We start from the raw sequence: 25,031 nt of genomic DNA, 5'->3' as shown, positions 1-25,031 counted from the left end.
GGCACCGATGACGCGCGGTGACCTGCGCTTTAGCATAAGGTCATGTCAAGCGGCGAGATTCTGACATGCTGAGAACTCGTCGGAAAAGGTTAAGAGCATGTATCTGGGGGCGGGCGGATTTTGCGTAGTCGAATGAGGACAGTTTTGTAGGATTTCGTTTTTTTCCTGATAAACCAATAAGTTTTTTTACGCGAAAGTGTGTGTTCAGTTGTTTAAATTGAAAGTGTTTTATTGCGTCTCTTAGCGCATGTTGCGCCACGTTAGAATGTTTCAGTGCGAACTAAATCAGTGCTGTTCCGAGGGTTTTCTGCATGGGAGGTTACTGCCCCGATGCTGATTGATTCGGCTCATTCACTCACTCTCAAGAGCGCACTGTCCCATGATTAACTCTGAACGTAATCCGCTAAGCTTCTCGCTTGAAAATTTACCACCTTCCGATCCCGGCCCCTTCGGTGTGGGCGCCGGTCGCAAACCCACCTTCACGACGGAGCAGGCCGGAAAGCACATCACCCGCGACAACCTGCATTTCCACGACCGTAATAGCGACAAGCGGATCGACCTCTCCTATACGGTAGACCCGACGTTCAGCGCCGCGCAGCAACGCCGTGTGCGCCAGGCGGCGCAATCCTGGGAGGACGTGGCCAACATCAGTTTCAAGGAGCGGGCCGCCGGCGCCGACGGCACGGTACATATCAAAAACAACCCACGCGGTGACCGTGGCGTCGCCACCTCACCCACGCGCTCCACTGCCAGCACCACGGCCACGGTTGGCACCCTGCGAGAAAGTAGTTCGCCTGCGTTGGGCAGCCACTTTTCAGTGACCGCCGTGCATGAAATCGGCCACGCCATCGGCCTGCAGCATCCGGGCAACTACAACGGCGGCGGTTCTGATTACAACAGTGGCGCCGTGTATGCCGGTGATACAAAGGCACGCAGTGTGATGAGTTACTGGTCGGAGAAAAACCAGGCCGGCCACGACTTTCGGAATTCGAACCCTTCTGCCCCGATGATGGACGACATCGCTGCGGTTCAGCGGCTATATGGGGCCAATCACCAAACCCGCAACACCGACACGACCTACGGCTTCAATTCCAATACCGACCGCGAAGCCATGACCCTCACCAGCGCCAGCGATAAACCCATCTTTTGCGTCTGGGATGGCGGCGGTGACGATACCCTGGATTTTTCCGGGTTTTCCCAAAACCAGAACATCAATTTGAAGGCCGAATCGTTTTCTGATGTAGGCGGTTTGAAGGGCAATGTTTCGATCGCCAAAGGCGTTACAGTTGAAAACGCCATCGGCGGTTCCGGACGGGATGTGCTGACCGGCAATGACGCCGACAACCGGCTCAAGGGCGGGGCGGGGGCTGACACGTTGCGCGGTGGTGGTGGTGCAGACACGTTTACCTACGATAAGGCCAGTGACTCCACCTCGCAGCAGCCGGACCTTATTGAGGACTTCACCAGCGGCACCGATAAGCTCGACGTCGCGGGTGTCTTGAAAGAAGCAGGTATCGGCGCCCTGGTGTTTACTGATCGCTTCAGTGCCCGGGCAGGCGAGGCTGTGCTCAAACACGATGCCGCCACCGGCCGCTCCAGCCTGGAGATCGACCTGAAGGGCCGCGGCAATGCCGATTTCATGGTCAAGAGCGTCGGCCAGATCAAGCCCGGGGACGTGCTGTGGCAAGGGCAAAAGCCGCAGGTCAGGCCGCTGCCTGCCCCGACGCCACCTTCACCGTTACCTGCACCTGCGCCCTTACCGTCACCTTCACCGCCTGAGTCGAAAACCGATGCCCTTTCGGCATTGAACGAGGTAATCGTCAAGATATTATCGACATTGCTGCAGATACTGCAGCGCGTCGTCAAGCCTTGATCAGCGCCTGCACATACTCCACAAATGCCCGCGCCTTGGCACTGGCCATACGCCCGGTGGGGAATACCGCCCATAGATCCCTGGGCGGCAATTCCCAGTCGGTCAGTACCGTCTTGACCTCGCCGCTGGCCAGCTCCGGCGCGAACATCCAGGAGGACGACAGGGTGAGCCCCAGATGACTCAGCACGGCGGCGCGCACCCCTTCTGCTGCGGTGACATGCACACGGCCATGGGCGACGACGGGGTATTGGCTGTCGCCTTGGCTGAAGCGCCAGTGTGAGCCTTCAGCGCGGGTATAGATGATTGCCTGGTGTTGCATCAGGTCGGCGGGGGTGGCGGGTTCGCCGAAGCGTGCGAAGTAGGCCGGGGTGCCGAGGATGACGCAGGGCGATTCGCCAATCTTGCGCGCCGTAAGGCTTGAGTCATTCAGGTTGCCCATGCGCAGGGCGACGTCGATGCCTTCCTCCACCAGGTTGAGGCTGCGGTCATCGAGCACCACGTCCACGTTCATCCCCGGATATTGCGCCAGGAACGGCCCCAGGTGCGGAATGATGTGCAGGCGTGCGAAGGTCACCGGCGCGCTGATCCGCAGGTTCCCCGAGAGCCCGGAGCCTGCACCGCGCGCAGCCTCGTCGGCCGCGTTGGCTTCATCAATGGCGCGCTTGGCTTTATCGAAAAACGCCAGCCCTGCCTCGGTTGGCGTCAGACCCCTTGTCGAACGCATCACCAAGCGTACCGCCAGGCGTGCCTCCAATTGCGCGACGCTCTTGGACACGGCCGGTTGGCCGATGCCCAGGCGCTTGGCCGCGGCGGAGAACGAGCCGGTCTCGACAACGTGGACGAAGGTTTCCATGGCGGTGAGACGGTCCATCGGGTGTTCCTTGCTGGATTGGGCGCATCGCGATGCAGCGCGGCGTACCAGCCTAAGGGTAATGCCCATGGGGTGTCATCCGGTTGGCGGTTTTCAACTTGTGGCAAAACACCCGTCAGTCAGGCTGACCCAATCTGTGCTTGAGTAAAGATAACTCTAGGGTTACTTTTATTCGGGCCAAGCCAAGGAGGCTGGGGTGCAGAGCAGGCTATTGATCAAGGAGCTGCAAGAGGCGGGTTGGGTGCTGGATCGGGTCACGGGCAGTCATCATATTTTTACCCACCGCTATAACCTGTACACGATCCCGGTGCCGCATCCGAAGAAGGATCTGCCCTTGGGCACCGTCAGAAGCATCAGGAAACGCGCCGGGCTGTTTCAGTTTTAAGGAGAGCATTCATGCAATACCCAATCTGTATCGAATGGGGCGATGACTTCACCGCCACCGGTATCCAGATCCCCGATATTCCAGGCGCAGCCACTGCCGGGGACAGTTTCGAAGAGGCGTACAACGCCGCTGTGGAAGTCGCGCACATCCTGCTGCAGGAGATCGCCGCGGAGGGTGGGATGATTCCGATGCCAACATCGGTGGCCAATCATCACACCCACGAAGACTATGTCGGGATGGGCTGGGGCATGCTGGAGCTGGACATCTCGCCCTATCTGGGCAAGACCGAGAAGGTCAATGTGACCTTGCCCGGTTATGTCATCCAGCGCATCGATCGGTATGTGCGCGAGCACAAGGTCAAAAGCCGCTCGTCATTTCTGGCGGATGCGGCTTTGGAGAAGTTGGTGCGTTCTTAAGGGCAATCAGGCTGTGGCGACGGCTCCCCGGCGCGAGGCGCTCAGGAACCGCAACAACGCCACCAGCGGAAACGCGCTGCCCACCAGCATCACACCCAGCCAGCCGCCGTGTTCGTACACGCTGCTGGCAATCGCCGAGCCGAAGGCACCGCCGATGAAGATGCTGGTCATGTACAGCGCGTTCAAACGGCTGCGGCTGTTGGCGTCAAGGGCGTAGATGGCGCGTTGACCGAGGACCATGTTCATCTGCACGCAGAAGTCCAGGACCACGCCGGTCACCGCCAGGCCGATCACGCTGTACAGCGGGTGTACAAAGGCCGGCAGGAAGCTCAACACTGCAAATACCATGGCCAGCAGCGACGCGCGGTGGGTGTGGCCGGCATCGGCCAGGCGCCCGGCGATGGGGGCGGCAATGGCGCCGATGGCACCGACCAGGGCGAAGATCGCGATCTGGGTCTGGCTCAGGCCGTGGTTGCGCACCAGTTCCAGCGGGGCGGCGGTCCAGAACAGGCTGAACGTGGCGAACATGCAGCCTTGGTAAAACGCGCGTTGGCGCAGCAGCGGTTGTTCACGCAGCAGGGTGCCCAGGGAGCGCAGCAGTTGGCCATAACTGGCACTGTGATCCGGTTGGCGCTTGGGGATGGTCAGCATCAGCACCACGCTGATCAGCGCCATCAACGCGGCTGCGGCCATGAACATCGCGCGCCAGCCAAAATGGTCAGCCACGACGCTGGACACTGGCCGTGCCAGCAGGATGCCCAGCAGCAGGCCGCCCATGATGCTGCCGACCACCCGACCCCGAGACTCGGCGGGCGCCAGGTGTGCGGCCAGCGGGATCAGGATCTGGACCGACACCGAACTGAAACCGATCAGCAACGACACCAGCAGGAACAGGTTCGGTTGTTCGGTAAAGGCCGCGCCCAACAGGCTGGCAATTGCCACCACGGTCGTGATGATCATCAACTTGCGGTTTTCCAGCAGGTCACCCAGGGGAACCAGGAAAAACAGGCCGAGGGCATAGCCGATCTGCGTCAGCGACACGATCAGGCTGGCCATCGCGGGGGTGAGGCCGACGTCCGGTGCGATCAGTTCGATGATCGGCTGGGCGTAGTAGATGTTGGCGACGATGGCGCCGCAGCAAAACGCAAACAGCATCACCATGCTCCGGGTCATGGTGCTTGTAGCGTGGGAAGTAGCGTTCATGGTGTTCTCATAAAAGCGAGGGAAAGTGAGGCGAGCCTAAAGACAACACCGTAGCCCGGGTAGGCCGCCGGCAGTGATAACACTCATGCCCGGTAATGATGAGTGAATCGTTAATTTTCTGCGCGAACGGCAATGATACAGTCAGTCCCAATTGCCGAAACAGGAAATCCATTGCAATGAAGATCACGTTGAACAAGATGCTCCTGGCTTCCACCCTTGCCGCCGCGATGGCGGTGGGGCTGGCGAATGCGGCCGAGGCGCCGCGCGTCGGTGTGCGTGGCGCCATCACGGCAGTCGACGGCGACGCCCTGCACGTCAAGGTCAACAGCGGTGAAGAAGTCACCGTGCACCTGACCCAAGCGACCCAGGTGCGCGCCGTCACCCTGGCCAAGATCGATGAAATCAAGCCTGGCAGCTACATCGGCTCGGCCGCCATGCCCAACGCCGACGGCACCCTGACGGCGCTGGAAGTGCATGTGTTCCCACCGGCCATGGCCGGCACGGGCGACGGGCATCGGGCATTTGACCTGAAGGAAGGCAGCAGCATGACCAACGGCACTGTCGGCGACCTGGTGGTCAGCAAAGGACGGACGTTGACCGTGAAATACAAAGGCGGCGAACAGAAGATCGTGGTGCCGGAGGATGTACCGATCGTCAACCTGGAACCGGGGGACCGCAGCTTGCTCAAGCCGGGGGTGAAGGTGGTGTTGTTTGCGGCGCAGGGGGCGGATGGGAAAATCACTGCCCAAGCTATCTCAGCCGGCAAGGATGGCGTGACGCCGCCGATGTAACTGCAAAACACAGATCCAAATGTGGGAGGGGGCTTGCCCCCTCCCACATGTTGACCGAGTTTATTCAGTCAGGTCGGGTTACTGGCCGCTGTAGATCTGGTCGAAAACGCCACCATCATTGAAGTGGGTTTTCTGCACGGTGCGCCAGTCACCAAAGGTCTTTTCTACCGACAGGAAGTCGACTTTCGGGAAGCGGTCGGTGTACTTGGCCAGCACCTTCGGATCACGTGGGCGCAGGTAGTTATTGGCGGCGATTTCCTGGCCTTCCGGCGACCACAGGTACTTCAGGTAGTCTTCAGCCGCCACGCGGGTGCCTTTCTTCTCGACCACTTTATCCACCACCGACACCGGCGGCTCGGCTTCGGCGGAGACGCTTGGGTAGACCACTTCGAACTGGTCACGGCCGAATTCCCGCGCGATCATTTCCGCTTCGTTCTCGAAGGTCACCAGCACGTCGCCGATCTGGTTGGTCATGAACGTGGTGGTGGCGGCACGGCCACCGGTGTCCAGCACTGGCGCCTGTTTGAACAGCTTGCCGACAAAGGCCTTGGCCTTCTCTTCATCGCCGCCGTTCTTGAGCACATAACCCCAGGCCGACAGGTAGGTGTAGCGGCCGTTACCCGAGGTTTTCGGGTTGGGCACGATTACTTGCACGCCATCTTTCAACAGGTCCGGCCAGTCTTTCAGGGCTTTCGGGTTGCCCTTGCGCACGATGAACACAGTGGCCGAGGTGAACGGCGCGCTGTTGTTCGGCAGGCGGCTGACCCAGTTGTCCGGCACCAGTTTGCCGTTGTCGACCAGGGCGTTGATGTCTGTGGCCATGTTCATGGTAATCACGTCAGCCGGCAGGCCGTCGATTACCGAGCGCGCTTGTTTGCTGGAACCGCCGAAGGACATCTGCAGGGTCAGCTTGTCATTCGGGTGCTCGGCTTCCCAGTGCTTCTGGAAGGCGGTGTTGTAGTCCTTGTAGAAATCGCGCATCACGTCGTAGGAGACGTTGAGCAGAGTGACCGGGGCGGCCTGGACGACGCCCGCCAGGGCAAGGCCGGCGGCCAGGAGAGAGGCGCTTACGAGTTTTTTCACTGCTCATTCCTTGTTGTTCGGGAGAAGAGGGGAGGCACATTGCCAGCGACTATAGCCGGGGGCACTTAGTCGCTTAAAGATTAAAAAGACCTTTGCTTATTCCACTTTCTTAAAAAGAGCGCTGCCACAGCGCGAACAGAACGCCGCGTTGGGCTCATGGCTGTTTTTCCTGCACACCGGGCAGTCGTGTTGCAGTTGTTCACCGCGCATGGCACTGGCCAGCTCGGCAGTAAAAATACCCGTGGGCACGGCGATGATCGAGTAACCGGTGATCATCACCAGCGACGAAATCACCTGGCCCAACGGCGTCTTGGGCACGATATCGCCAAAGCCCACGGTCGTCAGCGTCACGATCGCCCAATAGATGCCCTTGGGGATACTGGTGAAGCCGTGCTCCGGGCCTTCGATCACATACATCAAGGTGCCGAACACCGTCACCAGGGTGCACACGCTGACCAGGAACACCACGATCTTCTGCTTGCTGCCGCGCAGCGCCGCCATCAGGTAGTTGGCCTGCTTGAGGTACGGGCTGAGCTTGAGCACGCGGAAAATTCGCAGCATCCGGATGATGCGGATGATCAGCAGGTACTGCGCGTCGCTGTAATACAGCGCAAGGATGCCGGGCACGATGGCAAGCAAATCCACCAGCCCGTAAAAGCTGAAGGCGTAGCGCAACGGCTTGGGCGAGCAGTACAGGCGCAACCCGTACTCGATCAGGAAGATCAGCGTGAAGCCCCATTCAATGTAGGCCAGCACATCGGCGTAGTTCTGGTGGACCTGGTCGATGCTGTCGAGCATCACGATCACCAGACTGGCGAGGATGATCAACAGCAGGATGCCGTCAAAGCGCCGCCCGGCGACGGTGTCGCTTTGAAAAACCATGACGTAGAGCCGCTGACGCCAGTCGTTATTGCTGTCCATAAAACCCGCCTGAATCGAATATCGAGCAAGCCTAGGGGGATTCGAAGGGGCTGTCCATGCGGGGTTTCCTGAGTATTCGGCCGCCGGCACGTACCAGCCAGCAGGCGAGGATAAACGGCGCGGTGAGTGCGGGCAGGTGCAGGGCGGCAAAGCCCGGTGTGAGGACGATCGCCAGGAGGATGCCGAGCAGCGGCAGCCACGGTTGGTGCCTTGCCTGGCTCAGCGCCAGGGCCGCGAGAGCCGGGTTGTAGCTGTGCAGGCCGAGGAGGGCGGCGGTGGTTTCGTCCAGCAACAGGGCGATCAGTACGCCGCTGCTGGCGCCGATCACGGCCCAGACCGCGGCGCGCCGGTTCGCCAGCCACAGGCCGAGGGCAATCAGCGCGCCTGCCAGCGGCTGGTCCAGCAGCATGATTTGCGCCAGGCCGGTGAACGGCGCGCCGAGCGCAGCCAGGGTATCGGCCTCGCTCAGGGCCAAGGTACTGTGCGGAACGCTGCCCAACAGCAGCCAACCCAGGCCGACAAAGGGCGCGGTATAGGCGGGCAGGTCGTCGGGCTGCGTAGCGTGTTTCAACCACTGCCGCGTGAGGATCGCGCTCAAGCCGCCGCACGCGAGGATCAGCGGCGGCAACAACGCTGACCAGGCGAAATGCTGGCTGATCAACAGGCCCAGCAATACGCCGTTATAGCTATACAGCCCGGCCTGCCGCTCGGCCTTGGGATAGTCGCGACGCTGGGCCGTGAGCAACCCCGCGACGCCACCCAGCAACGCTCCGCCAAACAAGGCCGGAGCGCCGATCAGGATCGCCAACAGGCACAGCAGGCCGCACAGCGGATGGCGTTGCAGGAAGATCTGGCTGAAGCCGTTGAGCAGGGCTTCGGCCCAGTCGGGGCAGGTTGGGTTGTGCATGATGGGTATTCAGTGGGACCGAGTTGGGCCCATCGGGGGCAAGCCCTCCCACACTTGATTGGGTTCACATAGTTAGATGTGTGAATGCCATCCAATGTGGGAGGGGGCTTACCCCCGATGGGGCCTCTACAGGCGCTGGATCAGCGTCTCTATACGCAAGGAGTTGGTCGGCCCCGGCTGCCCGCGCTGCGCCATGCCCTGGGCCTGGGCAATCTCCAGCGCTGTGGAGCACACCTCATCCACCTGGCGAATCCGTTGGTAGCGCCGGGCGTGATCGGCATGGTCAACGTAGCTGAAGTTGAGGCGGAAGATATTCACCCCGGCGTGCCCCCGCTCGCGGATGTCGTCGATACCGTCGGTGGCCGGGCCGAGGGTGGCGAGGATCTTGACCTTCCTGTCAGGCGTCATGGTGGGCAGTCTCAAGGATCAGGATGGCACGCAAGTCGTTGACATTGGTGCGGGTCGGCTCGGTAACGATCAAGCCGTCGAGGGCGGCGAAGTAGCCATAACCGTTGTTGTTATCCAGCTCGTCGCTGGCCGACAGGCCCAGGGCTTCGGCTCGCGCATAGCTGCACGGGGTCATGATCGCGCCGGCGTTGTCTTCGGAACCGTCGATGCCGTCTGTATCACCGGCCAGGGCGTACACGCCGGGCAGGCCTTTGAGGCTGTCGGTCAGGCTCAGCAGGAATTCGGCGTTGCGTCCGCCACGGCCGGCGCCGCGCACGGTGACGGTGGTTTCACCGCCCGAGAGGATCACGCACGGCGCCGCCAGCGGCTGGCCGTGCTGCACGATTTGCCGCGCGATGCCGGCGTGTACTTTGGCCACCTCCCGCGCTTCGCCTTCCAGGTCGCCGAGGATCAGCGGGCTGAAACCGGCCTGGCGCGCTTTCACCGCCACCGCTTCCAGCGATTGTTGCGGGCGCGCGATCAGCTGGAAGTAGCTGCGGGCGAGCACCGGGTCGCCGGGCTTGACGGTTTCCGAGGCCGGATTCTGCAACCAGTTGCGCACGGCGGCCGGTGCGTCGATGCCGTAGCGCTTGAGGATCGCCAGCGCCTGTTGCGAGGTGCTCGGGTCGCCGACCGTGGGGCCGGAGGCGATGACCGTGGCCTGGTCGCCCGGCACATCGGAAATCGCGTAGGTGTAGACCATTGCCGGCCAGGCGGCCTTGGCCAGCCGACCGCCCTTGATCGCCGAGAGGTGCTTGCGCACGCAATTCATCTCGCCAATGGTGGCGCCGGAGGTGAGCAGGGCTTTGTTGATGGCCTGCTTGTCGGCCAGGCTGATGCCTTCGGCGGGCAGCGCCAGCAAGGCGGAACCGCCGCCGGAGAGCAGGAAAATAACCCGGTCGTCTTCGCCGAGGTTGCTGATCAGTTCCAGCACGCGCTTGGCCACTGCAAGGCCGGCGGCATCGGGCACCGGGTGGGCGGCTTCGACCACTTCGATTTTCTGGCACGGCGCACCATGGCCGTAGCGGGTCACCACCAGGCCCGAGACGTCGCCCTGCCAGCAGTTCTCGACGACCAGCGCCATGGCGGCCGCCGCCTTGCCGGCGCCGATCACGATCACACGGCCGCTACGGTCGGCCGGCAGGTAGGGTTCAAGGACGTGCCGGGGGTGGGCGGCGTCGATGGCTGTGGCAAACAGCTCGCGAAGCAGGTGTTGCGGATCGACCGACATAAGCGGGCTCCCGGGGGATTTTTGTTATTAGAGGTGCAGCCATTTCAACGGGGGGTTATTTATCGCGAATCGAGAAGTTCGCCATATGCTCCAGCCCCTTGATCAACGCCGAGTGGTCCCAATTCCCGCCGCCAATCGCCGCGCACGTGCTGAACACCTGCTGGGTGCCGGCGGTGTTCGGCAGGTTGATTCCCAGTTCCCTGGCACCGGCCAGGGCCAGGTTCAGGTCCTTCTGGTGCAGGTTGATGCGAAAGCCCGGATCGAAGGTGCCCTTGATCATGCGTTCGCCATGCACTTCGAGGATCTTCGATGAGGCAAAGCCGCCCATCAGCGCTTCACGCACCTTGGCCGGGTCGGCGCCGTTCCTGGAGGCAAACAGCAGCGCTTCGGCCACCGCCTGGATATTCAGCGCGACGATGATCTGGTTGGCCACTTTGGCGGTCTGGCCGTCGCCATTGCCGCCCACCAGGGTGATGTTCTTGCCCATGCTCTGGAACAGCGGCAGGGCGCGTTCGAAGGTCTGCGGCTCGCCACCGACCATGATGCTCAAGGTGCCGGCCTTGGCGCCGACTTCACCGCCGGACACCGGTGCATCAAGGTACTGCGCGCCGGTTTCATTGATCCTGGCGGCAAACGCTTTCGTGGCGGTGGGCGAGATCGAACTCATGTCGATCACCACCTTGTGCGGCGACAGGCCCGCGGCCACGCCGTCGGCGCGGAACAGCACGTCGTCGACCTGCGGGGTATCGGGGACCATGACGATAATGAACTCGGCTTCCTGGGCGACTTGCTGCGGGTTGGCCAAGGCCACTGCGCCGGCGCTGATCAGCTCGGCCGGCGCCTTGCCGTGGTGCTCGGAAAGAAACAGTTGATGCCCGGCTTTCTGCAGGTTCGCGGCCATGGGTTGGCCCATGATGCCGGTGCCGATAAATCCGATTTTAGCCATGATGAATGCCTCTTCTTATGTGGTGTTTGTCAGATGGCATTGTGGGTTTTAAGCCAGCCCAAACCCGCTTCGGTAGTGGTCAACGGCTTGTACTCACAGCCGACCCAGCCCGCGTACCCGATGCGGTCCAGATGTTCGAACAGGAAGCGGTAGTTGATTTCCCCCGTTCCCGGCTCATTGCGCCCAGGGTTGTCCGCCAACTGGATGTGGTTGATCTCCCCCAGGTGCGCGGCCATGGTTCGGGCCAGGTCGCCTTCCATGATTTGCATGTGGTAGATGTCGTACTGCAGGAACAGGTTGTCACTGCCCACCTGCTCGCGAATCGACAGGGCTTGTGTTGTGTTGTTCAGGTAGAAGCCAGGGATATCGCGGGTGTTGATCGCCTCCATCACCAGCTTGATGCCCGCCGCTTGCAGCTTGTCGGCGGCGTACTTGAGGTTGGCGACAAAAGTCTTTTCCACGGTTTCATCATCCACACCCTGGGGCCGAATCCCCGCCAGGCAGTTGATCTGGGTATTGCCCAGTACCTGGGCGTAGGCGATAGCCAACGTGACCCCGGCGCGAAATTCCTCGACCCGGTCCGGGTGGCACGCCAGGCCGCGTTCGCCCTTGGCCCAGTCACCGGCCGGCAGGTTGAACAGCACCTGGGTCAGGCCGTGAGCGTCGAGCTGGGCTTTGATGTCAGCCGAGCTGAATTCGTAGGGGAACAGGTACTCGACACCCCGGAAGCCGGCATCGGCTGCGGCCTTGAAGCGGGCGAGAAAGTCCTGCTCGGTAAACAGCATGGACAGGTTGGCGGCAAAGCGCGGCATAGGGCTCTCCTTAATCGAGCAGGGAAATGGCAGTCGGCGCATCGTTGCCGACCAGGGCCAGGTCTTCGAATTCGTTGACGGCGTTGATCTCGGTGCCCATGGAAATATTGGTCACGCGCTCCAGAATGATCTCGACGATCACCGGCACCTTGAACTCCTCGATCATTTGTTCGGCCTTGCGCAACGCCGGCGCGATCTGTCCCGGTTCGAACACGCGCAGGGCCTTGCAACCCAGGCCTTCGGCGACCGCGACGTGGTCGACGCCATACCCGTTCAGCTCCGGCGCGTTGAGGTTGTCGAAAGACAACTGCACGCAGTAGTCCATTTCAAACCCGCGCTGGGCCTGGCGGATCAGCCCCAGGTAGGAGTTGTTCACCACCACGTGGATGTACGGCAGCTTGAATTGCGCGCCCACGGCCAGCTCTTCGATCATGAACTGGAAGTCATAGTCGCCGGACAGCGCCACCACCTTGCGGCTCGGGTCGGCCTTGACCACGCCCAGCGCCGCCGGAATGGTCCAGCCCAACGGGCCGGCCTGGCCGCAGTTGATCCAGTGGCGTGGCTTGTACACATGCAGGAACTGCGCGCCGGCAATCTGCGAGAGGCCGATGGTGCTGACGTAGCAGGTGTCTTTGCCGAACACCTGGTTCATTTCTTCGTAGACCCGTTGCGGCTTGACCGGCACGTGGTCGAAGTGGGTCTTGCGGTGCAGGGTCGCCTTGCGCTGCTGGCAGTCATGCAGCCAAGCGCTGCGGTCCTTGAGCTTGCCGGCGGCTTTCCACTCGCGGGCTACTTCGATAAACATCGTCAGCGCGGAGCCCGCGTCGGACACGATGCCCAGGTCCGGGGTGAATACGCGGCCAATTTGCGTCGGTTCGATGTCGACGTGAATGAATTTACGCCCTTCGGTATACACCTCCACTGAACCGGTATGGCGGTTGGCCCAGCGGTTACCGATCCCCAGCACCACGTCGGACTTGAGCATCGTCGCGTTGCCGTAGCGGTGGGAGGTTTGCAGGCCGACCATGCCCACCATCTGCGGGTGATCGTCGGGAATGGTGCCCCAGCCCATCAGCGTCGGGATCACCGGGATGCCGGTCAATTCGGCGAACTCCACCAGTAGCTCGCTGGCGTCGGCGTTGATCACACCGCCACCGCTCACCAGCAACGGGCGTTCAGCCTGATCCAGCAGCGCCAGTGCCTTTTCGACCTGGATGCGCGTGGCCAGTGGCTTGGCCAGTGGCAGCGGCTGGTAGGCGTCGATGTCGAATTCGATCTCGGCCATCTGCACGTCGAACGGCAGGTCGATCAGTACCGGGCCAGGGCGGCCGGAGCGCATTTCATAGAAGGCTTTCTGGAAGGCGTATGGCACTTGGCCCGGCTCGAGCACGGTGGTCGCCCACTTGGTCACCGGCTTGACGATGCTGGTGATGTCCACGGCCTGGAAGTCTTCCTTGTGCATGCGGGCCCGTGGCGCCTGGCCGGTGATGCACAGGATCGGGATCGAATCGGCCGAGGCGCTGTAGAGGCCGGTGACCATGTCGGTGCCCGCCGGGCCCGAGGTGCCGATGCACACGCCGATATTGCCGGCCTTGGTGCGGGTGTACCCCTCGGCCATGTGCGAGGCGCCTTCAACGTGGCGAGCAAGGACGTGATCGATGCCACCCACCTTCTGCAAGGCCGAATACAGCGGGTTGATCGCAGCGCCTGGGATACCGAAGGCGGTGTCCACGCCTTCACGGCGCATGACGAGGACGGCGGCTTCGATTGCTCTCATTTTGCTCATGATTTTGGTGCCTCTTGCGTTTTGTAATTGTATACAAGTGGTGTCTGTCCAAAGTGTATTCACGGCGGGCGGCGCAGGTCAATCCATTTTATTGATTGGTCTTTGCGTTCGTCGGAATGGCTTTTTTCGACGTGTGGAGCCTTTGTTTGAAAATATTGTATACAAAAACAAATATTATTGTGTTCTATTTGTTTGGTTGAGCATCTGATCAAACAGACCTCCACCGCTTTCCCAATAACAAAAGAAGGACTGCACCATGAGCGCTTTAACCTTGAAGATTGCCACCCAACTGGCCAGCCAGGCCCTCAGCGCCGGCCGCACCCTTTCGGCCGCGCCGCTGACCATCGCGGTCCTCGACAGCGGCGGCCACTTGATCACCCTGCAGCGCGAAGACGGTGCCAGCCTGCTGCGCCCGCAAATCGCCATCGGCAAGGCCTGGGGCGCGATTGCGCTGGGCAAGGGCTCGCGCTTGCTGGCGCTGGATGCGCAGCAACGGCCGGCGTTTATCGCGGCGTTAAATAGCCTGGGGCAGGGCAGCGTAGTGCCGGCACCCGGTGGGGTGTTGATTCGGGATCAGGCCGGGGTGGTGCTGGGGGCGATCGGGATCAGCGGGGATACGTCGGATATTGATGAGCAGTGTGCGATCACGGCGATCGAGGGGGTGGGGTTGATGGCGGATGCGGGGGTGTCAGCTTAAGTCGTGTGTGACTGTAAGGGCCTCATCGGGAGCAAGCCCCCTCCCACACTGTTGGCTGTGTTCGCAGTTCAAAATGTGGGAGGGGGCTTGCCCCCGATTGGCACAGGCCCCTCGGTGTGTCAGTCGGGTTCACAGCCCTTGAGCACCAACCGAATAATCGTCTGCGCCGCCGCTTCATAATCGGCCTCATCCAGCTTGGCCTTACCGGTCACCGCCGAAATCTGCCAGTCGAAATCCGCATACGTCTGCGTCGCCGCCCAGATGCTGAACATCAGGTGGTTGGGGTCGATAGCCGCAATCAACCCGCGATCCACCCAGCTCTGGATGCAGTCGATATTGTGCTTGGCCTGGGCATTGAGTTGTTCGACCTGCTCGGTACTCAGGTGCGGTGCGCCATGCATGATTTCGCTGGCGAACACCTTGGAGGCGAAAGGCAGGTCGCGGGAGATGCGGATTTTCGAGCGGATGTAATTACTCAGCACCACCGAAGGCTCACCCTCGGGATTGAACGGCGTGGAAGCCACCAGGATCGGCTCGATAATGCTTTCGAGCACCTCGCGGTAGAGGTTGTCCTTGGACTTGAAGTAGTAATAGACGTTGGGCTTGGGCAGCCCGGCCTTGGCGGCGATGTCGCTGGTTTTGGTCGCGGCGAAGCCCTTGTCGGCAAACTCCTCGCTCGCCGCCCGCAGGATCTTTTCTTTGTTGCGCTCGCGAATGGTGCTCATAAAGTGCTCAGTCTCACAGATACGGTTTCTTTTTGACGGCGTCTGTTGCCGCCATTCTGCGTCGCCGCTCCTCCCCATAGCGAGCTATGAGTCATCGCGGCTCCTTGCCTGACGACAACAGCCATTCGCCAAAAGAGAAACGTATCTATGAAACTGAGCACGGGAGGTTTCCTTGCCAGGACAGGCGGTCGAGCATGGTAGCACCGGCCATCCGCGGGCCTCAACAATGTGCCCGCAAAGCCCTGCGCCGCGTTATGCTCCGCCCATCCCTCTCTTAAGGAAGCCCGATTCATGGCAGGAAGCAGCTTGTTGGTGTTGATCGACGACATCGCCGCAGTACTCGATGACGTTGCCCTGATGACAAAAGTGGCCGCGAAGAAGACCGCCGGGGTGCTCGGCGATGACCTCGCGCTAAATGCCCAGCAGGTTTCCGGCGTGCGTGCCGAGCGCGAAATTCCGGTGGTATGGGCCGTTGCCAAGGGTTCCTTCATCAACAAGTTGATCCTGGTGCCCACCGCGTTGTTGATCAGCGCCTTCGCCCCTTGGGCCGTGACACCGTTGTTGATGCTCGGTGGCGCGTATCTGTGTTTCGAAGGTTTCGAGAAACTCGCGCATAAGTTCCTGCACAGCAAGGCTGAAGTCCAGGCCGAACATACGCAGCTGGTTGAAGCGGTGGCCGACCCGGCCACTGATCTGGTGGCCTTTGAAAAGGACAAGATCAAAGGCGCGATCCGTACCGACTTCATTCTCTCCGCGGAAATCATCGCCATCACCCTCGGCACTGTGGCCGATGCGCCGTTGATGCAGCAAGTGATCGTCCTATCGGGCATTGCCGTCGTCATGACCATCGGCGTTTACGGGCTGGTGGCCGGCATCGTCAAGCTGGATGACCTGGGCCTGTGGCTCACCCAAAAGCCCGGCCAGGTGGCACGCAGTATCGGCGGCGGGATTCTGCGGACGGCGCCGTACATGATGAAGAGCCTGTCGGTGATTGGCACGGCGGCGATGTTCATGGTCGGTGGCGGCATCCTTACCCATGGCGTGCCGGTGGTGCATCATTGGGTGGAAACGGTGAGCCAGAGTGTCGGTGGGGTGGCGTGGCTGATGCCGACCCTGTTGAACGCGGGTGTGGGGATTGTCGCCGGGGCGGCGGTATTGGTTGTGGTGTCGGTGGTCGGTCGGTTATGGCGGACTGCGAGGGACTGACATTTCAGTCAGGCCACCGACGTGTATTAGCGCAGCGAGCGTCGTCACGCCCGCTGCTTGCAGCCTGCCGATTACTGAGCGAAGGCTTTGTAGCCGTTCTGCGCGAAGTTAGAAAGCGTGTTTGCTTCCGAACCCTCCACGTAGTCATAGCTACTGTCAGAACTGGCGCCTAGCATCATTGGCCGGGTGTAAATCGCCCCTTCTATCTGGTTGTTATTTGGTGTCGACTCGGTGCCGCCCTTGGCGTCGGTGTATCGGAATACGCGCTCGGCATTTGCGGCCCGGTCGGCCCGAGTATCGTCCGATGCATTCACGTCGTCCCAGTCACCTGTCTGAGACTTGATCCCCGTCAGATTGTCATCCTTGAGCGCCTCGCGCGCGCTCGCAAAAAGCGGGGTGCTGGTGATGGCGTCGACGCTGCGATGATCGCCAGGTGCCCTGCCCGTATTGCCGGTAGGTGCACTGATAGAGTCGTGCCCCTGCCGGTCTATCGACGACTGGGGGCCTGACGGGCCGTTTGCCTGGGCGTATCCGGTATTGTATTGATTGGAGCCGCTAGGGCTGGGGCGGTCTACATTCATCAAGGTTTTCCGTTTTTAATGATTAGGCATCTGATTAGGGAACCCGTGGGTTCGCGCCTTAGGTGGTTTTATAAAAAGAAACGGTTCCCGGATATCTAGGAAATTTAGTGAGCTGCGTGTGGGGGAAATTACCGGTTTGCGTAACCAAGCTTATGACCATCGGTGTCTATGGGCTGTTGCTGACCCGGAAGCTCGGTCGGATGGTCCGTCGCATTCCTGTGCGGGTGGTTCCAGTCATGCTGCTGTTGCCGCCACTCCGCGCAAAAAAAAGGCCATTCATTCGAATGGCCTTTTTTGTCGGCGTTACTTACTCGGCAATCTGCAATTTGCGTGATTCCGTATAGATATACCGCACCTTTTCATACTCGAACGGCGAGTTCATCTGACCGTAACGGAAGCTGGTCTGGTAGCGCTTGTCCACCGCGCGCAGGGCCCAGATTTCCGGGTGGTTGGAGCTGACTTCGGAGACGTTCAGGAAGTTGATCTGCGACTCGGCGGTGTAGTCCACCAGCAAGCCGCCGGTGTCGCGCAGGTTCGACGGGCCGAAGATCGGCAGTATCAGGTAGGCACCGCCGGGCACGCCGTAGAAGCCCAGGGTCTGGCCGAAGTCTTCGCTCTGGCGCGGCAGGCCCATGGCGGTCGCCGGGTCCCACAGGCCGGCGATGCCGACGGTGGTGTTAAGCAGCAGGCGCCCGGTGGTTTCCAGGGAGCGGTGGCCTTTGAGCTGCAGCAGGCTGTTCAACAGGTTGGGCACGTCGCCCAGGTTGTTGAAGAAGTTGCTCACGCCGGTGCGCAGGAAGCTTGGCGTGACGTAGCGGTAGCCGTCGACCACCGGCAGGAACACCCATTGGTCGAAGCGGTAGTTGAAGTGGTACACGCGGCGGTTCCACGACTCCAACGGGTCATACACATTCAGCGCGTTGACCGATGAGCGTTCGAACTCACGCTGGTCCAGGCCCGGGTTGAACTTGAGTTTGCTCAATGGCTCCTTGAAACCGTCGGAGTCCATCACCACAGGCGCGTGAGCCTTGCTGTTGTCGGCATTGGCTACGCCCGCACACATCAGGGCGGCGAGCAGCAGAAGATATTTAGCCACGGAAGAACTCCAGCATGGCGTCGGCGTTGACGCGGTAATTGAGGTTGCCGCAATGGCCGCCCAGCGGGTAGACGGTCAAGCGATCGCCGAAGGTTTTACGCAGGAAACCAAGGTCGCCGGGGCCGAGGATCACGTCGTCGGCGTTGTGCATGACGGCGATTTTCGGGCTGGCGTGCAGGTAGTCCTTGAGGGCGTACAGGCTGACCTGGTCAACCAGTTGCAGCAGGCTGCCGCCGTCGGAGCGGGCGCGCCACATCGGGATCACCTGTTCGGTGAGGTAGCAGTCGAAGTCGCACTGCAGCGCACGCTTGAGGAACGGCGTGAGGCTGGTGCCTTCGCTGATCGGGTACTTCGGCGGGATGATCAGGCCACGGCGGTTGATCAGGTCCGAAGTAAAGGCGATGTCGGCCGCCGAGAAGCGGAACGAGGTGCCGATCAGCATGGCCATCTGTTCGTTGGTCAGGTGCTGCTTGGATTGCTGGAAGTCGTAGAGCAGGGCGTCATTGAGGTCGATGTAGCCCTTTTGCTGGAAGTAACGGGTCAGCTTGTTCAACACCAGTTCATAGAACGTGGTGGTGTTGTTGATGCCCTTGACCTCGGTCTGTACCAGCTTGTCGAGGTTGGTGATCGAGGTGTAGAGGTTGACCGGCGGGTTGAGCAGCAGCACTTTCTTGAAGTTGAAGCTGCGGCGGGTCTCGTCGAGCTTGCTGACAAACGCCGCATCCAGCGCGCCGAGGCTGTAGCCGGTGAGGTAGAAGTCGGTCACCGGCAGCGAAGCGTTCTGTGCGCGCACGGCTTGCATCACGCGGTACATGTCTTCGGCATCTTCCTGGCTGATGCCGGGGGTGGCGAAGCGCGACGCAGAGGCGATGAAGTCGAAGCTGGTGGGCGACGACAGTTGCACCACGTGGTAGCCGGCCTGGTAATACAGTTTTTTCAGGTATTCGTTGATGCTGCTGTCAAACCGCGCACCGGTGCCCGCGATCAGGAAGATCAGCGGCGCAGCACGATCCTGCTTGGCGATGCGGTAAGTGAGTTTCTTCACTGCCCAGAAATTGTCCGGCAGGCTGAACTCGCGCTCGGGGCGCATATTCAGGGTGTAGTCGGACTGATTGATCTCGTCATCGGTCGGCAATGTAGGCCGAAGGTCAGGCGGAGTGGTGGCGATGGTCGCTTCGAACGGGTTGGTCAAAGGGTAGCCATAGCTGGCTTGGTCGATATCGACGGCCAGTGCTGACGCACTCAAAAAAAGGCTGCCCAGCAGAGCAGCACAGCGCAAGGAACGGAGCATGACTTAATCCCTAAGAGGAAACGTGCTTAATGAAGTTCGCAGGCTATGACCACCGCGTTGCCACCGAAGTGCCAGCCTTCGGCACGAAAAGTCGGAAAATAACGTCGGAATCGGGGTAATAGTAGCGAGACGATACACTTTGCCATGCATTAGTGAACACTAATTGTGTGTATGCACCTTGCTAACGGCCGCCGGCGCATTAAGCTGAGCGCCGTTTTTGCCTACCGGAGTGCTCCATGTCCCGCCGCTTGCCGCTGATTCTGCTGCTTATTGCCCTGCCGTTATGGCTGGCTGCCAGTTATGGCGCACGTTATGGCTTTATGGAAGATGGCCAGTGGGTCGGCATCTGTGCCGACGAGGCCAGCCGCTGGGAATGCCAGGTGCGTTCGAACCTGGGCTTGATGATCCACTTCAAGGTGCTGGGCTGGGCCGCGCTGGTGACGGCGGTACTGGCATTTTTCGTACCGGGCCGTGCGGGATGGGGCTTGGCGGTGCTGGGGCTGGTGTTCGGGTTCCCGGCCCTGGCGTTGTACAACACCACGTTTGCGGTGTTTGCGGTAGTGATTGCGGGGTTGCGGTTGGTCAGGCAGCCGCGGGGCGCCTGATAAGGCCAATCGGGGGCAAGCCCCTCCCACCTTTGGAATACGTTCTCATGTGGGAGGGGGCTTGTCCCCGATAGCGGTTTTAAGTCTTGCGCACCCGCAAGCACCGCCACAAAGCCACAACCATCAACCCGCTGACCAGCGCCCAACCCCATGCCTGCTGGTTCAGCAGACCTTCACGGTACAGTTGCGGCGCAATGCCGGCGCCGATGATAAAGGTCAGCAGGGCGATCTCCCGGCGTGGCCCGGTCACCGGGCGAACCAGGTACACCAAGGCCGGCAGCAGCAGTGCTGCACTTGGGAAGCTGCGGTAGCGTGGGTCAAACACCAGTGCCAGCATCATCACTGCGCCGGCGAACCCGGCGATTGCCACCAGCCAGCCGGCGTGTTTTTCCAGCCAGTTGAACAGCCGTTCGCGCCAGCCTTTCCGGGCACTCAGGGCCAGGGCCGCGTGGGCCAGCACCAGCAGGTTCAGCGCCACGATTAAACCGGCCCATACCCACTCATCGTTGAAGCGCGCAGTCACGCGGGTCAGTTCAGCCCAGGTACCGATGGAGCAGGCAGCCACCACACCCAGCAGTGGCAAGGCCATTGCGGCACGAGTGCTGCGAACGCGACCACCGAGCACCAACGTGCCCAGCAGGATAATCCCGCCCACCCCCAGCCACAGCGGCCAGTACGGCACATTGGTCACCGGCCCGGCGAGGATCCCCTTGTCCTGGCGATCGGCATCGAACAGGCCCCAGTAACCGCCCACGGCGCCCTCACTGGCGCGCTTCCACGGTTGGTCGAACGCTTCGATCAGGTTGTAGTGCCAGCCATTGGCTTCGGCCATGGCCACGAAACCGCGCATGAACTTGGCTTCATTGACCCGGCTCGGCACTGCGGTTTCGCGCTGGCGACCTTCGCTGGGCCAGCCGGTCTCGCCGATCAATATGTCCTTGGGCGCGAATTTGTTGCCAAACGTCTGGCGTACATCGCCCACATGCTTGAGGGCCTGGTCGATGCCGGAGGGGGCATCTTCCCAGTACGGCAGCAGATGGATGGTCAGGAAGTCCACCGCCGGAGCGATTTCCGGGTGCTGCAGCCAGAACTCCCAGACGTCGGCATAGGTGACCGGCTGCTTGATCTGGCTTTTGACTTTATGGATCAGCGTCACCAGCTGTTTGGCGGTGACTTCCTTGCGCAGCAGCGCTTCGTTGCCGACGATCACCGAGGTGACCACATCGGGGTTGGCGTTGGCGGACGCGATCAGCTCGTCGATCTCCTTTTCGGTTGTCACTGGGTCACTGCTGACCCAGGCGCCCGCCATCACCTTTAGGCCGTGCTTGCGCGCCAGGTCCGGCAAGGCTTCCAGGCCGGTCATGGAGTAGGTGCGGATGCATTCGAAGCGGGTGGCCAGCAGTGCGAGGTCGGCGTCCATGCGCTCGGGGCGCAGTTTGAACGGTTGGTCGAAGGGCGATTGGTCCTTGTCGAACGGCGTGTACGACGCACATTGCAGCTTGTGACTGGCACTGGCCACATCGGGCAGCACCACCGGCCGGCCGAGGCCATACCAGTAACCAGCAAGGGCCAGCAGGCCGAGGATCAGAGCGAAGCAATAGGGCAGGGCAGGGAAGCGGGCAGTCGCGGGCATGGTCGGCTTATCTGGGGGAGCAAAGGCGCGCATCTTACCCGGATTTGCGCTATCCCAGTGGGGCTGCATAATTTTGACATGCAAAGTTCAGGCGGGAATGTGGGGTTAAGTCCTACAAAAAGTCCTACTGGCGATGTGATGTCGTTTCTTGCTTGGATGAGGTCGCTGACAGAGCAGGTCGAAGGCCCCGGCAGGTTGATGATCGACGTGTCAGCACTCCACTGATGTCGCAGCAGCCGGATCGATGCGCGTGAAGGGGGCGCGGCGCACCACATAACAACAGGTTGACGTCGCTCGACATCCGTCGGGCGCAGCACTTTCGGGGAAGTACGATGAAGATGCGACGACTCTTGGGCGCAGCTGCCACTCTGGTAGTTGCGATGAGCTCCACACTGGCCAGCGCCGACAGCAAAACTCTGAGCATCGGTTATGTAGATGGCTGGTCCGACAGCGTTGCCACCACGCACGTGGCGGCAGAGGTGATCAAGGCAAAGCTCGGTTATGACGTGAAACTGCAAGCGGTCGCCACCGGGATCATGTGGCAGGGCGTGGCCACCGGTAAACTCGATGCCATGCTCTCCGCCTGGCTGCCCGTGACCCACGGCGAGTACTGGACCAAGAACAAGGACAAAGTGGTCGACTACGGCCCCAACTTCAAGGATGCGAAGATCGGCTTGATCGTGCCGGAGTACGTCAAGGCCAAGTCTATTGAAGACCTCAAGACCGATACCACCTTCAAGAACAAGATCGTCGGCATCGATGCCGGTTCAGGCGTGATGCTCAAGACCGACGAAGCCATCAAGCAGTACGGCCTCGACTACAAACTGCAAGCCAGTTCGGGTGCGGCGATGATCGCCGAGCTGACCCGTGCCGAAGACAAACAGGAATCCATTGCGGTCACCGGCTGGGTGCCACACTGGATGTTTGCCAAGTGGAAACTGCGTTTCCTGGACGATCCAAAAGGGATTTATGGTGCTGCTGAAACCGTCAACAGCATCGGCAGCAAGGGCCTGGAGAAGAAAGCGCCGGAAGTCGCGGCCTTCCTGAAGAAATTCCAGTGGGCCTCCAAGGATGAGATCGGCGAAGTCATGCTCGCTATCCAGGAAGGTGCCAAGCCTGATGCGGCCGCGAAGGACTGGGTTGCCAAGCACCCTGAGCGCGTTGCCGAATGGATCGGTAAATAACCCCCCAATGCCTTGATACACCCCCTGTGGGAGGGGGCTTGCCCCCGATATCGGAGTGTCAGTCGTCAATGATCTGACTGGCTCTCCGCTACCGGGAGCAAGCCCCCTCCCACATTATTTTCGTCACCCGCAAATGTTTCTGCGCCCTCTCAATCCCTCGCTACACTCCGTCTACTACTAAGGTCGTCTGGAACCTGTTCCGTAGCCGCATACAGTGGATACGTTCCAATAATAAAAAAGCTGTGCTGCGAGGATAAAAACAATGAACGACAGCATTTACCTCTCGATTCAAAACAGCCCGCGTTTCAAGGAGCTGGTGAGAAAAAGGGAAAGGTTCGCCTGGATTCTCTCGGCGATCATGCTAGGGCTGTACTCCGGATTCATTCTGTTGATCGCCTACGGGCCACAAGTACTGGGGGCTAAACTCAGCCCCGGCTCATCCATCACCTGGGGCATCCCCATCGGGGTAGGGCTGATTGTCTCGGCCTTTGTCCTCACCGGCATCTATGTGCGACGCGCCAACGGCGAATTCGACGACCTGAACAATGCGATTCTCAAGGAGGCTGCGCAATGATCCGTCGTCTATTGGCTGTATTCGGCGCTTCGGTCTTCGCGCCCGCTGTTTGGGCGGCGGATGCATTGACCGGTGAAGTGCACAAACAACCGCTGAATATCGCAGCGATCCTGATGTTCGTGGCCTTTGTCGGAGCGACGTTGTGCATCACCTACTGGGCGTCCAAGCGCAACAACTCGGCGGCCGACTACTATGCGGCCGGCGGCAAGATCACCGGTTTCCAGAATGGCCTGGCGATTGCGGGCGACTACATGTCGGCCGCGTCCTTCCTGGGTATTTCCGCACTGGTGTTCACCTCTGGCTACGACGGCCTGATCTACTCGATCGGCTTCCTGGTGGGCTGGCCGATCATTCTGTTCCTGATCGCCGAGCGCCTGCGTAACCTGGGCAAGTACACGTTTGCCGACGTGGCGTCCTATCGCCTCGGGCAAACCCAGATCCGCAGCCTGTCGGCCTGTGGTTCCCTGGTCGTGGTGGCGTTCTACCTGATCGCGCAAATGGTGGGTGCGGGCAAGCTGATCCAGCTGCTGTTCGGCCTCGACTACCATGTGGCGGTGATCCTGGTAGGGATCCTGATGTGCATGTACGTGCTGTTCGGCGGCATGCTGGCGACCACCTGGGTGCAGATCATCAAGGCGGTGCTGTTGCTGTCCGGTGCCTCGTTCATGGCGCTGATGGTGATGAAGCACGTCAACTTCGACTTCAACATGCTGTTCTCCGAGGCGATCAAGGTTCACCCTAAAGGTGAAGCGATCATGAGCCCCGGCGGCCTGGTGAAAGACCCGATTTCCGCGTTCTCCCTGGGCCTGGCACTGATGTTCGGTACCGCCGGCCTGCCGCACATCCTGATGCGCTTCTTCACTGTAAGTGACGCCAAGGAAGCGCGTAAGAGCGTGCTGTATGCCACTGGCTTCATCGGCTACTTCTACATCCTGACCTTTATCATCGGCTTCGGCGCGATCCTGCTGGTCAGTACCAACCCGGCGTTCAAGGATGCTGCAGGCGCCTTGCTCGGTGGTAACAACATGGCGGCGGTGCACCTGGCCAACGCGGTGGGCGGCAGTATCTTCCTGGGCTTCATCTCGGCTGTGGCCTTCGCCACCATCCTGGCAGTGGTTGCCGGTTTGACCCTGGCCGGTGCTTCGGCGGTGTCCCATGACCTGTACGCCAGCGTGATCAAGAAGGGCAAGGCCAACGAGAAGGATGAGATCCGCGTATCGAAGATCACCACTATCGCCCTGGCCGTGCTGGCGATTGGTCTGGGTATCCTGTTCGAAAGCCAGAACATCGCGTTCATGGTCGGCCTGGCGTTCTCGATTGCCGCCAGCTGTAACTTCCCGGTACTGCTGCTTTCCATGTACTGGAAAAACCTCACCACCCGTGGCGCGATGATTGGCGGCTGGCTGGGCCTGGTCAGTGCCGTTGGCCTGATGATCCTGGGTCCGACCATCTGGGTCTCGATCCTGCATCACGAAAAAGCCATCTTCCCGTACGAGTACCCGGCGCTGTTCTCGATGATCATCGCGTTCGTCGGCATCTGGTTCTTCTCCATCACCGACAAGTCGGCGGCGGCAGAGAAAGAGCGTGCACTGTACTTCCCGCAGTTTGTGCGTTCGCAGACTGGCCTGGGGGCGAGTGGGGCGGTTAATCACTAAGGTTGTAGCTGGACAAAGAGATGCCCCGGTCGAAAGGCCGGGGCATTTTTTTGTCTGGAGGTTATGAAGGTGCTTGTGCCAATGCCATCGGGGGCAACCCCCCTCTCACAGT

The 25,031-nt window shown here is 60.8% G+C and carries 24 protein-coding genes and 1 pseudogene; 10 read left to right on the top strand and 15 right to left on the bottom strand.

Annotated elements, in window-relative coordinates:
* The first annotated feature begins 337 nt into the window (after nucleotides 1-337).
* Nucleotides 338-1,873: a M10 family metallopeptidase C-terminal domain-containing protein gene (locus FBY10_RS23110; protein ID WP_371920994.1), complete on the top strand. Its 1,536-nt coding sequence runs from the start codon at nucleotides 338-340 to the stop codon at nucleotides 1,871-1,873.
* Here FBY10_RS23110 and FBY10_RS23105 read toward each other — a convergent pair.
* Complete coding sequence (locus FBY10_RS23105; protein WP_145338044.1) at nucleotides 1,863-2,744, bottom strand: LysR family transcriptional regulator; 882 nt, start codon at nucleotides 2,742-2,744, stop codon at nucleotides 1,863-1,865. The genes FBY10_RS23110 and FBY10_RS23105 overlap by 11 nt on opposite strands.
* A gap of 196 nt (nucleotides 2,745-2,940) precedes the next feature.
* On the opposite strand from FBY10_RS23105, the gene FBY10_RS23100 reads away from it, so the two are divergent.
* Both FBY10_RS23100 and FBY10_RS23095 read left to right on the top strand, forming a co-directional pair.
* Nucleotides 2,941-3,129 (top strand): type II toxin-antitoxin system HicA family toxin, encoded by a 189-nt coding sequence (locus tag FBY10_RS23100; protein WP_145338042.1) that lies wholly within the window; start codon nucleotides 2,941-2,943, stop codon nucleotides 3,127-3,129.
* A gap of 11 nt (nucleotides 3,130-3,140) precedes the next feature.
* Nucleotides 3,141-3,545 carry a type II toxin-antitoxin system HicB family antitoxin gene (locus FBY10_RS23095; RefSeq protein WP_131699482.1) on the top strand — a complete coding sequence of 135 codons (405 nt, stop codon included), beginning with the start codon at nucleotides 3,141-3,143 and terminating at the stop codon, nucleotides 3,543-3,545.
* 6 nt (nucleotides 3,546-3,551) lie between these two features.
* Here FBY10_RS23095 and FBY10_RS23090 read toward each other — a convergent pair whose 3' ends face one another.
* Entirely contained in the window at nucleotides 3,552-4,748 is a 1,197-nt protein-coding gene (locus FBY10_RS23090; protein ID WP_145338040.1) for an MFS transporter, read from the bottom strand.
* A 176-nt stretch (nucleotides 4,749-4,924) separates the two neighbouring features.
* Between FBY10_RS23090 and FBY10_RS23085 the strand changes: the two genes are divergently transcribed.
* The gene (locus tag FBY10_RS23085; protein WP_131699480.1) at nucleotides 4,925-5,539 is read left to right on the top strand and encodes a DUF5666 domain-containing protein; all 615 of its coding nucleotides are present in this window, start codon (nucleotides 4,925-4,927) and stop codon (nucleotides 5,537-5,539) included.
* 78 nt (nucleotides 5,540-5,617) lie between these two features.
* On the opposite strand, the gene FBY10_RS23080 is transcribed toward FBY10_RS23085, so the two are convergent.
* The 8 genes and pseudogenes from FBY10_RS23080 to gcl all read right to left on the bottom strand — a co-directional run bounded on the left by FBY10_RS23080 (nucleotide 5,618) and on the right by gcl (nucleotide 13,672).
* The gene (locus FBY10_RS23080; RefSeq protein ID WP_145338038.1) at nucleotides 5,618-6,622 is read right to left on the bottom strand and encodes a sulfate ABC transporter substrate-binding protein; all 1,005 of its coding nucleotides are present in this window, start codon (nucleotides 6,620-6,622) and stop codon (nucleotides 5,618-5,620) included.
* A gap of 96 nt (nucleotides 6,623-6,718) precedes the next feature.
* The gene (locus FBY10_RS23075) at nucleotides 6,719-7,543 is read right to left on the bottom strand and encodes an ion transporter (RefSeq protein ID WP_115488098.1); all 825 of its coding nucleotides are present in this window, start codon (nucleotides 7,541-7,543) and stop codon (nucleotides 6,719-6,721) included.
* Between the two features lie 31 nt (nucleotides 7,544-7,574).
* On the bottom strand, nucleotides 7,575-8,450 hold the full coding sequence (locus tag FBY10_RS23070; RefSeq protein ID WP_145338036.1) for an urea transporter: 876 nt from the start codon (nucleotides 8,448-8,450) through the stop codon (nucleotides 7,575-7,577).
* Nucleotides 8,451-8,660: 210 nt separating this feature from the next.
* Nucleotides 8,661-8,858: pseudogene (locus FBY10_RS31870) on the bottom strand (pyruvate kinase); the annotation flags it as partial.
* On the bottom strand, nucleotides 8,848-10,128 hold the full coding sequence (locus tag FBY10_RS23060; protein ID WP_145338035.1) for a glycerate kinase: 1,281 nt from the start codon (nucleotides 10,126-10,128) through the stop codon (nucleotides 8,848-8,850). The gene FBY10_RS23060 and the pseudogene FBY10_RS31870, both read right to left, overlap by 11 nt.
* A gap of 55 nt (nucleotides 10,129-10,183) precedes the next feature.
* On the bottom strand, nucleotides 10,184-11,074 hold the full coding sequence (locus FBY10_RS23055) for a 2-hydroxy-3-oxopropionate reductase (RefSeq protein WP_145338033.1): 891 nt from the start codon (nucleotides 11,072-11,074) through the stop codon (nucleotides 10,184-10,186).
* Between the two features lie 29 nt (nucleotides 11,075-11,103).
* A complete protein-coding gene (gene hyi, locus FBY10_RS23050; RefSeq protein ID WP_145338031.1) occupies nucleotides 11,104-11,886 on the bottom strand; it encodes a hydroxypyruvate isomerase in 783 nt (260 codons plus the stop codon).
* Nucleotides 11,887-11,896: 10 nt separating this feature from the next.
* Nucleotides 11,897-13,672 carry a glyoxylate carboligase gene (gene gcl, locus FBY10_RS23045; protein ID WP_131699474.1) on the bottom strand — a complete coding sequence of 592 codons (1,776 nt, stop codon included), beginning with the start codon at nucleotides 13,670-13,672 and terminating at the stop codon, nucleotides 11,897-11,899.
* Between the two features lie 256 nt (nucleotides 13,673-13,928).
* Here gcl and FBY10_RS23040 point away from each other — a divergent pair, with 256 nt between their 5' ends.
* On the top strand, nucleotides 13,929-14,369 hold the full coding sequence (locus FBY10_RS23040) for a heme-binding protein (protein WP_131699473.1): 441 nt from the start codon (nucleotides 13,929-13,931) through the stop codon (nucleotides 14,367-14,369).
* A gap of 119 nt (nucleotides 14,370-14,488) precedes the next feature.
* On the opposite strand, the gene FBY10_RS23035 is transcribed toward FBY10_RS23040, so the two are convergent.
* Entirely contained in the window at nucleotides 14,489-15,094 is a 606-nt protein-coding gene (locus FBY10_RS23035; protein ID WP_145338029.1) for a TetR/AcrR family transcriptional regulator, read from the bottom strand.
* Between the two features lie 291 nt (nucleotides 15,095-15,385).
* Here FBY10_RS23035 and FBY10_RS23030 point away from each other — a divergent pair, with 291 nt between their 5' ends.
* Nucleotides 15,386-16,300: a DUF808 domain-containing protein gene (locus FBY10_RS23030; protein ID WP_145338027.1), complete on the top strand. Its 915-nt coding sequence runs from the start codon at nucleotides 15,386-15,388 to the stop codon at nucleotides 16,298-16,300.
* Between the two features lie 71 nt (nucleotides 16,301-16,371).
* Here the strand turns inward: FBY10_RS23030 and FBY10_RS23025 are convergent, their stop codons facing one another.
* The 3 genes from FBY10_RS23025 to FBY10_RS23015 all read right to left on the bottom strand — a co-directional run bounded on the left by FBY10_RS23025 (nucleotide 16,372) and on the right by FBY10_RS23015 (nucleotide 19,268).
* A complete protein-coding gene (locus FBY10_RS23025; protein ID WP_145338025.1) occupies nucleotides 16,372-16,881 on the bottom strand; it encodes a hypothetical protein in 510 nt (169 codons plus the stop codon).
* 307 nt (nucleotides 16,882-17,188) lie between these two features.
* Complete coding sequence (locus tag FBY10_RS23020) at nucleotides 17,189-17,977, bottom strand: VacJ family lipoprotein (RefSeq protein WP_145338023.1); 789 nt, start codon at nucleotides 17,975-17,977, stop codon at nucleotides 17,189-17,191.
* Entirely contained in the window at nucleotides 17,970-19,268 is a 1,299-nt protein-coding gene (locus tag FBY10_RS23015; protein WP_027607050.1) for a serine/threonine protein kinase, read from the bottom strand. Before FBY10_RS23015 ends, FBY10_RS23020 begins: the two co-directional genes overlap by 8 nt.
* Before the next feature lie 236 nt (nucleotides 19,269-19,504).
* Here FBY10_RS23015 and FBY10_RS23010 point away from each other — a divergent pair, with 236 nt between their 5' ends.
* Entirely contained in the window at nucleotides 19,505-19,873 is a 369-nt protein-coding gene (locus FBY10_RS23010; RefSeq protein ID WP_145338021.1) for a hypothetical protein, read from the top strand.
* A 79-nt stretch (nucleotides 19,874-19,952) separates the two neighbouring features.
* Here FBY10_RS23010 and FBY10_RS23005 read toward each other — a convergent pair whose 3' ends face one another.
* Nucleotides 19,953-21,506 carry a glycosyl hydrolase family 17 protein gene (locus FBY10_RS23005; RefSeq protein ID WP_145338019.1) on the bottom strand — a complete coding sequence of 518 codons (1,554 nt, stop codon included), beginning with the start codon at nucleotides 21,504-21,506 and terminating at the stop codon, nucleotides 19,953-19,955.
* Between the two features lie 332 nt (nucleotides 21,507-21,838).
* On the opposite strand from FBY10_RS23005, the gene FBY10_RS22995 reads away from it, so the two are divergent.
* The 3 genes from FBY10_RS22995 (at nucleotide 21,839) to FBY10_RS22985 (ending at nucleotide 24,919) form a co-directional block, all read left to right on the top strand.
* Nucleotides 21,839-22,690, top strand: coding sequence for a glycine betaine ABC transporter substrate-binding protein (locus FBY10_RS22995; RefSeq protein WP_131699467.1), 852 nt, complete (start codon nucleotides 21,839-21,841; stop codon nucleotides 22,688-22,690).
* A gap of 262 nt (nucleotides 22,691-22,952) precedes the next feature.
* On the top strand, nucleotides 22,953-23,264 hold the full coding sequence (locus FBY10_RS22990; RefSeq protein WP_027607054.1) for a DUF485 domain-containing protein: 312 nt from the start codon (nucleotides 22,953-22,955) through the stop codon (nucleotides 23,262-23,264).
* Nucleotides 23,261-24,919, top strand: coding sequence for a cation acetate symporter (locus FBY10_RS22985; RefSeq protein WP_131699466.1), 1,659 nt, complete (start codon nucleotides 23,261-23,263; stop codon nucleotides 24,917-24,919). The genes FBY10_RS22990 and FBY10_RS22985 overlap by 4 nt, the downstream gene beginning before the upstream one ends.
* The last annotated feature ends 112 nt before the right edge of the window (nucleotides 24,920-25,031 follow it).

Origin of the sequence: Pseudomonas sp. SJZ103 (assembly GCF_007828335.1) — a bacterium.
GTDB lineage: Bacteria > Pseudomonadota > Gammaproteobacteria > Pseudomonadales > Pseudomonadaceae > Aquipseudomonas.
This window is presented reverse-complemented; position numbering and strand designations above follow the sequence as displayed.